This is a genomic window from Ferrimicrobium acidiphilum DSM 19497, from assembly GCF_000949255.1.
GTDB lineage: Bacteria > Actinomycetota > Acidimicrobiia > Acidimicrobiales > Acidimicrobiaceae > Ferrimicrobium > Ferrimicrobium acidiphilum.
This window is the reverse complement of sequence record NZ_JXUW01000051.1, coordinates 1-11,358: the sequence shown is the minus strand read 5'-3', so window position 1 is coordinate 11,358 and position 11,358 is coordinate 1. Positions and strand designations below refer to the sequence as shown.

Annotated in this window: 14 protein-coding genes and 1 pseudogene; 3 read left to right on the top strand and 12 right to left on the bottom strand. The window is 53.5% G+C overall.

The window, feature by feature from the left end; genetic code table 11:
* From FEAC_RS14090 to FEAC_RS14045, 7 genes and pseudogenes are all read right to left on the bottom strand, one after another.
* On the bottom strand, positions 1–693 hold a 693-nt coding region (locus tag FEAC_RS14090), incomplete at its 3' end, for a transposase (RefSeq protein WP_160290427.1).
* 351 nt (positions 694–1,044) lie between these two features.
* Positions 1,045–1,383: a hypothetical protein gene (locus FEAC_RS14085; RefSeq protein ID WP_035392055.1), complete on the bottom strand. Its 339-nt coding sequence runs from the start codon at positions 1,381–1,383 to the stop codon at positions 1,045–1,047.
* Positions 1,384–1,432: 49 nt separating this feature from the next.
* Positions 1,433–1,783 carry a hypothetical protein gene (locus FEAC_RS14080; protein WP_152623286.1) on the bottom strand — a complete coding sequence of 117 codons (351 nt, stop codon included), beginning with the start codon at positions 1,781–1,783 and terminating at the stop codon, positions 1,433–1,435.
* 2,595 nt (positions 1,784–4,378) lie between these two features.
* Positions 4,379–4,600 carry a hypothetical protein gene (locus FEAC_RS14065; protein ID WP_035392064.1) on the bottom strand — a complete coding sequence of 74 codons (222 nt, stop codon included), beginning with the start codon at positions 4,598–4,600 and terminating at the stop codon, positions 4,379–4,381.
* A 116-nt stretch (positions 4,601–4,716) separates the two neighbouring features.
* Positions 4,717–5,757, bottom strand: a pseudogene (locus tag FEAC_RS16035) (nucleotidyl transferase AbiEii/AbiGii toxin family protein).
* Complete coding sequence (locus FEAC_RS15370) at positions 5,744–6,151, bottom strand: hypothetical protein (RefSeq protein WP_035392070.1); 408 nt, start codon at positions 6,149–6,151, stop codon at positions 5,744–5,746. Before FEAC_RS15370 ends, FEAC_RS16035 begins: the two are co-directional and overlap by 14 nt.
* A gap of 76 nt (positions 6,152–6,227) precedes the next feature.
* Positions 6,228–7,148, bottom strand: coding sequence for a hypothetical protein (locus FEAC_RS14045; protein WP_052566585.1), 921 nt, complete (start codon positions 7,146–7,148; stop codon positions 6,228–6,230).
* Positions 7,149–7,223: 75 nt separating this feature from the next.
* Here FEAC_RS14045 and FEAC_RS14040 point away from each other — a divergent pair, with 75 nt between their 5' ends.
* Positions 7,224–7,550 carry an IS3 family transposase gene (locus FEAC_RS14040; protein ID WP_152623285.1) on the top strand — a complete coding sequence of 109 codons (327 nt, stop codon included), beginning with the start codon at positions 7,224–7,226 and terminating at the stop codon, positions 7,548–7,550.
* 117 nt (positions 7,551–7,667) lie between these two features.
* Positions 7,668–8,198, top strand: a complete 531-nt coding sequence (locus FEAC_RS14035) for a DDE-type integrase/transposase/recombinase (protein ID WP_035392075.1) — start codon at positions 7,668–7,670, stop codon at positions 8,196–8,198.
* A 35-nt stretch (positions 8,199–8,233) separates the two neighbouring features.
* Here FEAC_RS14035 and istB read toward each other — a convergent pair whose 3' ends face one another.
* The 5 genes from istB to FEAC_RS14015 form a co-directional block, all read right to left on the bottom strand.
* The gene (gene istB, locus FEAC_RS14030) at positions 8,234–8,962 is read right to left on the bottom strand and encodes an IS21-like element helper ATPase IstB (RefSeq protein ID WP_052566254.1); all 729 of its coding nucleotides are present in this window, start codon (positions 8,960–8,962) and stop codon (positions 8,234–8,236) included.
* Positions 8,956–9,519 carry a Mu transposase domain-containing protein gene (locus FEAC_RS14025; RefSeq protein WP_152623284.1) on the bottom strand — a complete coding sequence of 188 codons (564 nt, stop codon included), beginning with the start codon at positions 9,517–9,519 and terminating at the stop codon, positions 8,956–8,958. Before FEAC_RS14025 ends, istB begins: the two co-directional genes overlap by 7 nt.
* Complete coding sequence (locus tag FEAC_RS15710; RefSeq protein ID WP_160290426.1) at positions 9,449–9,910, bottom strand: transposase; 462 nt, start codon at positions 9,908–9,910, stop codon at positions 9,449–9,451. Before FEAC_RS15710 ends, FEAC_RS14025 begins: the two co-directional genes overlap by 71 nt.
* Positions 9,813–10,139: an IS21 family transposase gene (locus FEAC_RS14020; RefSeq protein ID WP_052566583.1), complete on the bottom strand. Its 327-nt coding sequence runs from the start codon at positions 10,137–10,139 to the stop codon at positions 9,813–9,815. The genes FEAC_RS15710 and FEAC_RS14020 overlap by 98 nt, the downstream gene beginning before the upstream one ends.
* Before the next feature lie 85 nt (positions 10,140–10,224).
* Positions 10,225–10,515, bottom strand: a complete 291-nt coding sequence (locus FEAC_RS14015; protein ID WP_052566582.1) for a helix-turn-helix domain-containing protein — start codon at positions 10,513–10,515, stop codon at positions 10,225–10,227.
* A gap of 118 nt (positions 10,516–10,633) precedes the next feature.
* Here FEAC_RS14015 and FEAC_RS14010 point away from each other — a divergent pair, with 118 nt between their 5' ends.
* Positions 10,634–11,290: an IS1634 family transposase gene (locus FEAC_RS14010; RefSeq protein WP_052566581.1), complete on the top strand. Its 657-nt coding sequence runs from the start codon at positions 10,634–10,636 to the stop codon at positions 11,288–11,290.
* The last annotated feature ends 68 nt before the right edge of the window (positions 11,291–11,358 follow it).

Here is an 11,358-nt window from a genome sequence, read left to right as displayed (position 1 = left end):
GGCTTGACGCATCTTGGCTATACGGGTCTCACGACGACGAAGCTCCTCAGGGATCTCATCACCTCGCTTGTCAACCCCAAAGGCTTCGTCTTCTGCCAGATCTGTTGCCTCAGCTTCGGCCAAGATTGTGGCTACTTGCGCTTCGAGCTCTGCGATCCGTGGTCCAAGGCGCGAATAGCTCATGGACTTACGTCTAGACGCCGAGGCTCTTAGTTTGGTTCCATCGAGAGCAACCCTGCCAAGCTTGACCAGTCCTGCCTCGGAGCAGAGAACCAGTACCTGGTTAAACAGATCACCAAGGGCCTTCTCGTGACGGCGATGGAACCGAGCCAGTGAACGATAGTCAGGAGTAGTGTTGGCACTAAGCCAACGAAAGGCTATATCGATGTGGCATCTCTTCTCCATCTCCCGAGAGGAGGTAACCCCGGTTGAGTAGGCATACAGGAGAAGCTTCAACATCATTGTCGGGTCATACGGTGGCCCACCAGAGGCCTCGACATAGAAGGCATAGATAACTGAAAGATCTAAGAGCTCATCTACCACCTCGGAGATAAAGCGTGCTGTGTGATCTTTGGGAAGCCAGTCATCAAGGGAGGGAGGCATGAGGAACATCTGACCCTGGTCATAGGAACGAAAGGTCTTGGCACTACCGATGGGAGCCTTGGTCTTTGAGCCCTTAGATGACTTAGTCACACCAACAAGTTCCACAGTGACATCATCGCAGCTCATAGCTACTATTTTACCACACAACCACCCCTTGCGCCAGCTCTCATGACCCCAATTCTCACCCGACAATGGGCTACTTATCTGGGGTTCAGGTTGGGATACTGACCCACGCTCCTAGGAGTAGGTATCGTGTTCAGGAGTTGTCTGGAGCATTCATGGTTGTTCGAAATTCCGTGACATTTTCTGTGACACGAATTGGAGGCCACGTCAATCGGGGCAAAGCTCCCAACCATCCGGGCTGGACAACCCTCATTATAGCGTGGTAATTTCGATGTAATTTGCGCAGCCGTCCCGACTTGCCCTCGTTGCTCCAGTTCTTTAACGATTTACCGAGTTCGATAGCAGGCTCCTCTTCAAACTTCGATAATTTAGAACTGGTGCCACAATCAGTGCAATCCACACCACAATCAGCCCGTAGTTTGGCCCGGCGGCTGCGGCAGTACTGTTGCTTGCGACTACTTTCACAGGAGTCAAAAACACTAAGAAGGCTGGAAGAAGTCCGAACGGCAACACGAGAGCTGCTATGACCTTCTGTTTGGTAGTCCATACATTCGACCTAAACAACAAGTACACTCCAACCAACCAACCAACCACAGGGACAATCACTCCCCCAATGAGCAAGATAAACGGTATCCAGCGATCAAGTCTTGTGTTCATGTTGAATCAGACCTTTCTGCGTATGGTTCCCGACCTGACGCCAGGTACCTCACGATATGTTTCCAGAAGTACTAAACCACCAGGAGCCATTACCGTTGAAGTGGAAAGTCAAGGACGCATTGACCGTCTCCAAGCTAATCTCATATCCGAGGTTAAACACAGCATCGGTTGTTGTCTGGGCAGACGAAGCTCCCACTACGCGAGCACTAGTGGAGGTCGAAATATTGCTTACGCTCCAACCAGGGAAGGCATAGGTGCCGTCATAGTTCACTGGAGCCAGGTTGGTGATAACACTACCATTATCGCTAAATCCTTGATAGACAGACAATCGCGCAACGGTTACACCAAATATGTCATTAAGGTCGGCAGATCCATGCATTACGGGATCGGTGCCACTCACAACCTGAGATCCTGTCACAACTACGCTCACCGGTATGTTAAAGGCTTGCTGGGGTGTGAGCTGTCCAGCTTTCTCAGCTGCGATCACCTTATGTAGTTGGGTAATTCGGTGGACGTGCTACCAGCGCCGACTTGACCTTGTACTGTGAAGTTTGAACTCATGGTGGACATTCCTAAGGAACTTCGCGATGAAGAATGAGCCGCCGTCAGTCCCATACCTCCACCAACACTCACAAGTGCAGCGCTAGCCGCTACTACAGCTCCGCCCCGGATGACATTTCGTACCTTCATTTGCTTACCCCCTTCTAGGTTATCACCAGATGTATCGTCTGCTGTTACTCAACAACCTAGCACAATGTCGCGAAACGGTGTTGTCATTACGAAGAATTTTCTAAAGTTTGAGACTACTAGGCATTATGGCGGAGCGGTGACACGTCTTTCATGCATCTGCAATGTTGAAAAGTTTGACCTGCCATGGGGGATATGTATGCACTAAGCGACTTGTCGCTCGCCCCTTGAAACTCTGCCGCTGGTGTTTCGGAAAGCGCCGGGATAAACTGGCATTGAGGTGAGGATAGAAGAGCCTTACACCGAAGGAGTAGCGACCCACGATGACCGTGAGCCGTGCGTCGACGACCCGCAAGGACGTGGCGAAGCGTCGGATAGGGGTACGTGCAGGCCAGCCATTGAGCCGCGAAATCAAGTTCCTCGGGGTGCCGACGCTGTCGGAACAAGCGGAAGGCCACATCTCTGATGGTGCTATCGTGAGCCGTCAGGGGACCCCGCGCGGTCAGAGACCCTGTGCATGTACGGAACCTCAATGCGCGAGAACCGGGAGTTCTCATGTTCGCGCGTCCCGTTGATCGGGGGCGTGCCGCCCAGGGAATGCTATGGATGCACGGACATGGGAAGTCGTATCACCTCGTAGTACTGACGAACCGGTCGAACAAGGCTTCAGCTGCGGAGGCGGGGGGGGGGAAGGAGGTGAGCCGAGGGGAAACTGGCTGGCAGTACACGCACCGGACACTCTGCCGAATCGAGCGTGGCATTGCCGCCAGACCGGTCACGCCGGGCGGGTGCCGGGGACTGGAGGAGTGTTGATTGCATCTCTCCCCAGCCCGAGTCTCGACGTCGGACCCGAGGCAGGAACCCAGTGCGGTAGGCCCGCACGCTGGGGTCTGTGCGAGGGCCCACCCGTAAGTGCGGTCCCTACCGCGACTCCTTGTACTCGACGGCAACTCGAGACCACGCATATACCAAATCCCCTGCCCAGCTTTGGCATACTGTAAGGGTGGACAATATCTCCAACAGGGACCAAACCATACACGCCATGGCAGACTTGTGGGAACAACAAGTGCCACCGGACAAGTGGCCGGAACCGCTGCGCCAGATCTTCGCCCAAGCGTGTTTGGCCCATGTGCGCTCAAACCCGGCGGTGCGCCCCGTGCTCGGGCTAGAGCACGCTAAGGGCTTACGACTGGCCGGGAGAATGTGGACCGGCTGCACCACGCTAGAGCGACTGCCCCTGTGGGTGCGTGAGGCGGCATCGGCCAAGCATCGAAACCCCGACCTGGAAATCCTGGCTGAACACACACGTCAGCATCTCCAGCGCGAAATGAGCAAGCGAAGCTATGCAGCTAGTCGACCGTGACGCTGCTGTCGCTGCCAGCCGATAGGCCATAGGGCTTCAACTGTAAATATAGAAAGCCATACTTACAGTTATGGAATCATCTGCAAATATGGCACTTGATAGCTTGCGCTCCCGTTTGGTCAACTCGAAGCCGGAATCCCGTCCAAAACTCGCTATCTTCCGTAGCCTCGTGGTTTGCTACCCTTGGATGCGGACTCGGATTGCTGGGCCCGCGGGATGTCAGAACGGGGAGTAACGGAAGGCGGTATCACAGGTGAGCCGCAATCTATGTGCTGGCCCATGATGATATCGTCTTGAATCCAGATAGCACATCTGTGACATGTGTCAACCACGCTCTCCCACTTGTGCCATTTGGGATCAAGATTCTTATATTTCGGCAGCTCAGTTGCGTCGAGATCAAACGGAAGTGGTTCTGCTAATTGCACTTCGAGCTGCTGCAGTGCCGACTCACCATTTGTCTGTGGGTACAACGCATCGAAGCACTGGAGGGCTTTGCTCGTCCGACTTCGCCCCAAGTGGTCTACCAAGGCCGCCGTATCCAGATAATCCCGAGTGGCATTTCTTTTGAGGATTAAGACCGCCTTGATTCGCAAAATCTCTGCTTCGGTTGGAACGGTTATGTGGTGTGTGTCAATGTCGACAGTGGTCGTTTCTAGTGGTTCTTGCCTTATGAGTTGGCGTATCCCTGTCTCAATGCCGTCGAGGCTTCCTAGAATTTGCACAGGGCGCTTTACTCTTGCAGTAGTCCATCCTGCCACTGATTCCAACTGAGCCAGAATCTCATCGAAATTTTGCTTCAGATCGGTTAGAACGTGGTCATCGTCAGTCGATAGCCGATGGTGGGCATAGATACTTGCTGCAGTTCCACCTACTAGTACCGCCTGGGGCAAAATTGTTTGCAACCGAGCGGCAGAAGATAGCACCTCATCCCATTGAGGGTTGTTGTCACTGGATGTGGTCGACATAATATCCCCAGAAGGCGAAGCGTTGATTAAGCGGGTCTGCTGTGGTCCTATTGTTGGTGATACGTCGTGTCTTGGCGCGAACAACTGGATCGTTTTGCACAGCCCTTCCAAGTTCAGCCCAGGCTGATCGAGTTCCGCGCTCAATTATGTCGTCTATGGCAGTTAGCGTAAGATCATTGTGTTCTAAATGTCGATGATCCACGTGGGATTCTCCTTACCTGCTCGCTAAACATCACTACCAGAATAGTCGCAGTAAACCTCCACTCACCAGCCTATCGCGTCTCGACGGAGTGACTCATGGGCGATTCAGCGCTGTCCTTACAACCGTCGTCCGAATCCATGTCCCAAACCACCGATCATCTGCTGAGGTTGTTCAGGTAGTGAGGGTGTAACGGCCGCTTCCAAGAAACTTGTGGCCACCATACGGAATGTTTGTGAGACCTCATCAAAGGATGGTTTTGACCCGTAAACGAGGTCATCGACAAAGACTGCATAGTTTTTGTCGGCCTCTGCATCGGTTGTGAGAAGGTCGAGCTCATCTCGCAAAACACTCACCGGACGGTCCTTGAAAACAGGAAACCTCTCACCACCATATTGTTGTGTTTCTTGAGCGAGCGTCTCGACGAAGATAGGGGCAGCCTCACCGATTACAGACGGATTCGCGTCGGCTATGCGGTGCACTTCGTAAAGGTGCCTTACAAGTCGCGGATCATACCGATAGGCCAGTTCTGGATTGGCCTTGTGTTCAGCCGTGCGTCGAAGATACGAAATTACCTTATCAGACACGATATCAGGCAATGACACCATTGGGATCGGTTGTCCTTTGGGCTGATCCTCTAGTTCGTACCTTTCCAGAATGTTTTGCACCTGTCGGTTCTCGATACCGAATGGCCGATCCACACCCATCAACTCCACCTTTACGAATGGGCGTTATGCAGTTTGTCTTGGTGCAAATGCTGAATCATAAACCACCGAAGCGCGGAACTAGCGGTTGCTGTCTCTGCCGATAATCTCACCGTCGATGTCGAAGCCTGCTCCGCGTAGAGCATGGCCAAGCTCTGCCTTCAGTCGTGACAGTGCCTTGGACTTGGAGTTCTTGGATGGGAATTCAGGTGCAATCACACGGAAATCCACGTCTTCAGATATCCGCTCTATTAAACCCCAGCCCTGCGACAATGAGGTCCCGCCGGAAAATATCAGCTCGAAGCCGGAATCCCTGCCAACTTTCGCAACTTCAAGGACTACATCTTTAACGATAACTTCTTTCTCAAGTATCACGGGCAGAAGAGACTGTAAGGCGTCGGATTGGCTACGCAGAACTGTTATGCCGGCGAGTTGTTGTTGGCTAAGACTTCTCATATTTGACTCCTCCGCTGAAAAGCCTGCGCCGAATGCGGCTCTTACCCACATCGATGATTGCGTAGGGAGAAACCTGAGTTGATCGTCCTTCGTTATACTCTCGAACCAGCACCCCTGGCTGTGGGTCCACACCCATCTTGACTAAGAAGCCCTCCGCAACGGCAGAGTTGTCAAACTTCTGGATCTTGTACCCGGCGTAAGGCCCATCGGCAAAAGCCCTAGACGGCGTGTAGACCCCATATCCTGCGCGGTACAGAGTTTCGTCCTCCACTAGTTTCCGAAGCGCTCGGGCAACCGTGGATCGGCTTCCGAAGCGCACAAACTCACTGGTGAGGAATGCGGCATCCGACGATGAAGCTACGTACTTGCGTATTTTCTCTTCTACCGTAGCCATCGCTCTCACCTCATTCGGTGTAGAGATCGTTCCAACAAGTTCAATTGTACCAACTCACATGTATTATATGCGCTGTTCATGGGGCAAGCGGGCACATGTGCGCCAGCACTCGCACCTCCCCTACAGTAGTAGTCCGTCTTTCGAAGATAACCGCATTGGCCGTTCTGTGCACGACTCTCCACTGATGACTTTGGAGCAAGAAAATTGATAGAGGTGACTTAGGTGGCCACATAACCCACTGGACATTCCAGCGTTGGAACACCGGCTCTGGATTGGTCGTGAGAGTCGAAACCGCAATGTACTTTGCCAGCACGCCCGTCCCGAAATAGAGGTCTGTCCGTCCATCCACAAACACCGGTATGCCGAGATGGATCAAGTAGTCGTTCCACATATAGGTGGAGAAGACACGCTCGCTGCCAACATGACGTTTCAACCACGCTGATGATGTGACTGGTTGACTCGCAATCCCTGAAACACTAGGTGTGCCCGCCGGAGGATGCGGAAGACTTAGCACCACAGTCAAGAGCACAACAGCGACTGGCCAGGTTGTCCAAGATCTGCGTGCATCTCCGATACGAAGAACAGGCAAGCGAGATGCTAGTGCACAAAATGCTATGCCCTCTATGGGTACAAATCGCATGGCGTGAAGTGTGGCCAAGAACGTGCCTCCCAAGAAGACTAGGTCCAACAGTTCGAACTTTGACCGGCCAAATAACAACACCCACATCACAAAAGCCACAGGGCCAACCACGAGGGCAAGCATGGTAATAGAGTGGAAGTTCGGCGATTGCCATTCCATAATAGAACTCAACTGTCCAGACGTGGCGACCTTAAAATCGTAAGCGAGTAGTTCCATCCCATGCGGGTTAATAAACGTTGCCAAGACGGAGGCTAATGCAACACCAGATGCCAGTCGAAAAGGCAACGGTGCGCTCACGATCGCCCTGCCAATCTCACGGCTCTTCTTACCCGACAAGAGCAGCTCTAGACCCAGCACGACTAAACCGGCCAAGGAGCGGGTGCGCCAACTCGAACGCGAGAACGCTGAGTTAAAGCGAGCGAACGAGATCCGATGCGCGGCATCGATTTTCTTCGCGACCGAGCTGGACGGTCAACCAGGAACCAAACGAAACAAGTAGTGGCGTTCATCGACGCGAATAGGGACAAGTGGAAGGTCCAGCCGATCTGTACAGTACTGCACTTCGCCTCCTCTACGTACTATGACTACAAGCGACGAGAACCCTCAAATAGAACCCTCCGAGACGAAGAGCTCAAAGTTCTCATAACTGAGACGTACGAGGCCAACTACAGCGTCTATGGAGCCAAGAAGCTTTGGGTGGTACTGAACAGAGCTGGCAACGAAGTGGCTCGCTGCAGAAGTCGAGAGACTCATGCGTGAACTGGGCATTAAGGGTGCCACTCGGGGTAAAGGGATCGTTATCACCACCATTTGGAGATGAATCACTAGAGAGGCCCAAGGACCTTATCAAGCGACACTTCGTATCGTGGGAACCAAATGAGCTCCCTTGAACTAGTTGGGTGTGCCGACATCACATATGTCAAGACAAGAGCTGGGTGGGCCTATGTGGCCCCCATCATCGATGTCTTCTCTAGGATGATCGTCGGGCAGAAGGTAGCCAACTCCCTAAAGAGTGACCTAGCTACCGACGCGCTAGCAATGGCTATGGCGGCAAGGCCAGATACCGAGGATCTCATTCATCACAGCGATCGAGGCGTCGGAGTATCTCTCTGTGGCCTGCTGAAGCGACTCCTCTGGCCGCTGGCATCCGACCTTCAGTCGGAACTACGGGTGATAGTTATGATAACGCGCTCGCTTAAGAGTTTGAATGGCTTATACAAGACGGAGTTGATTCGGGCCATTGGAATCTGCGACGATGAGATCGCTGTCGAATGGGAGACCTGCAAGTGGGTGGACTGGTTCAACAACAGGCGACTTCACTCCTCGATTGGAATGATGTCGCCAGTCGAATACGAAGCTCTCTACTATGCCGAGAGGAAGTCTGGCAATCACTTGATTGACAGATAACCGGGTCTCCGTAAAACCCGGGGCGGTTCAAACACTCATGACTTCTTTGTCCTCATGGAGGCCCCGTTCATCTGGATAACGTGAGCGTTACACAGGAGACGATCGAGGACTGCATCAGAGAGTGTCGGATCGCCAAGTGCCTCGTGCCAGGAGTCAACGGGAAGCTGTGAGGTGACGATGGTCGACTTGCGTTCGGATCGATCCTCTAACACTTCCAATAGGTCCGAGGGTTCGCTCCCTGTGAGTGGTGTGAGTCCGAAATCGTCTATGACTAGTATCTCAGCACGTGAAAGGCTCTGTAGTACCTTCAGATACCTTCCATCACCTCTGGCGATGGCTAGATCCGCAAAGAGAGCTGGTGCCCTCCGGTACAGTGCACTATGGCCAGATCGAATCCCAGCGTAGGCAAGTGCACACCCAAGGTAACTCTTACCTATTCCAGTTGGACCGGTGACCAGAATGTTCTGGTGTGCATCTACCCAGTGAGATGAGCTAAAGCCCATGATCATCGAACGCTCCAGTCCTCTCGGGGTGTGAAAGTCGAGGTCCTCAATGCTGGCTTGATGTCTGAGCTTGGCAGCACGTAGCCGGGTAGCGAGCCTTCTGGCCTCTCGATCCATTGCTTCGCGGTCTACTAACATTGCGAAGCGTTCCTCAAAGCTGAGCTCGAGGTATTGGACACTCTCTAGCTGCTCACGAAACGCGTCTGCCATCCCCTTCAAACCAAGGTCTGTCAGGGTCCCAATCGTCTGGTTGTTCAACATGTCACGTTCTCCTGACCCCCGGCGAGCAGCTCCTTGTAGTACTCGGTTCCCCTGATGTTTTGATGCTCAATAGGTGGTGGTCCAGCCGGTGGCGTCAGTGCGACGGCATCGAGTCCGTTTTTCAAGATAGAGACCACGCTCTTGTACAGGGGGCTATGGATCGCTATTGCTCTCTCACATGCCGCCTCGACACGCTCTGGGGTATAGACCTTCGATGCCAAGTTGAAGATGCCTCTGCACTGGTTAAAGCCTTGTTCTGGGTAGTGCCGTCCAGACATGATCGTCTCACAGACCACCTGGGTACTTGGTCCTATCGTCCGAGCCCACTTGAGTATCCTTGCCGGGGTCCATGATGCCTGGGCCTGGTGACTCGAGGGCATGTGCGCAAAAGAAGTCTGGTACTGACCCTTCCTCTCGCATCGTCGGTGACTCGCTATGCGCACTCCAGCCGAGAAGATCTCCACTGTGGTTCTGGTAACCCGTACATCAAGGGTCTGGCCAACCAGATCGTAGGGAACCGAGTAGTAGCCGTCTAGGACCCGTACGTGGTAGTTCATCTGGACTTTGAACCGCTTGGCACTCCGCATATTCATACGCCGTAGTAGGCAGAGGACGCATCACTGGTTTGTCCACAGCCTCAAACACGCTCTTTCTGGTCCCCTCCCGTCTTTGGAACCCTTGAGCGTTCAGCTCCTCTAAGAGCTCGTAGATTGCCTGGTTGAGCTCGTACAGGGAGAAGAACTTGACGTGACGGAGCCTGGCGAGGATCTGGCGTTCGACGATCAGGACTCCTCCTTCAACGGCGGCCTTATCTCGAGGCTTTCGGGGTCTAGCTGGCAGAATCGTGACCTCATAGTGCCTGGCCCACTCCAGGTAGCTCTCGTTGAATACCGGGTCGTACTTGGATGGCTTGGGTGACCACCGCTTTGGGGTTATCTGGAACGACACACATGGGAACCGCTCCCATGTACTCGAATGCTGCTGTTCCCCCTGCGGTCCATGACTCAGCCTTCTGGTTGGCAAACGCCTTGGCAAAGATATAGGAGCTCGCTCCCATCACCGAGACGAAGAGCTGAGCTGCGAAGTTTACCTCACCGGTCTTTGGGTCCCAGATCGGGACCGTATCACCGGCGAAGTCACAGAAGAGCTTCTCTCCTCCTCGGTGCTCAAAGTGCATGACCACATCATTGATCTTCTTCCATTCTCGGTAGCGAGCACAGAACCGTGAATAGCTGAGCCCATTTGGATTGCGCTCCTTGTACTTAGAACCAGAGCAGTTGTAGGGTCAGGTGATTATGAGCCTGTATCTCGGTGGCCACCTCCTGCCAGTTGGGAATCACGGGCGTACTCTTTGTTGTCTCAACCGCCGCGAACAACAACTGCTCCAGGGCTTGTACGTCCATTCCCTCTGGAAGTGGCCAGCCAATCTCGTGCTCTGCTGCCTTCTCTAGATACGTAGCCACGCTTGGTCGAGAGACTCCCGTCTCCCGGCTGATTACCCTGACACTCTTGCCCTGCGCACTGAGGCGCAGTACCTCTTCGATCTTTCTCATTGGTATCCTCCTATTGGGCATGTGGCACCTTTGGGTGGTTGGTTTTCAGTCACCACATAAGGATGCCACAGCCTCTTTGCATCCATTGTTCCTGAGTCCGTCTCGCGCCCTCTAGGGGGTGGCACATTTCAGCGAGAACGGGTGGCAAACTTCAGCGAGAATACGCACCTTAGAGTTCGACGACGATGAGAGCTTCACCTTTGTCAGAGATACCAACTCAATCGAGACAGAGGCTGCACTCGATGGGATCTATGTCATACGTACCTCGGTGAGCCAGGAAGAACTCGATGATGCCAAGGCGATAGAGGCCTACAAGGGCTTAAGCGTTGTGGAGCGCAACTTTCGCAACCTGAAGGCCATCGATCTCGATCTACGTCCGATCTATCACTACAGTGAGAATCGGGTCAGAGCCCACGTGTTTCTTAGCATGCTCGCTCTCTATGTCACCTGGCACATGAGAGAGGCTCTCGCGCCCCTGATGTTTGCAGATGAAGAGATCCCAGAACACCACGACCCAGTCGCCCCCGCGCTACGATCTCGCGCTGCTGAATTAAAAGACGCCACTAAACGCGGGGCCGATGGCGAACCGATTCACAGCTTTGGCACCCTGCTCGCCCACCTTGGAACCCTCACCAGGAATACGGTTGAATTCACCCAAGGGGTCATCATCGAACAGCTCTCGGTACCAACTCCCTTACAGCGTCAGGTCTTTGAACTCATTGGATCACCGATTCCAATCACCATTGGAGGCAAGTCGACAGAACAAAAGCACTGACCCACGACAAAGTACCTGGTAGGAGGTACTATCGGTCGGTGGGTTAGGCTTAAGTTCGGTTTAATCTG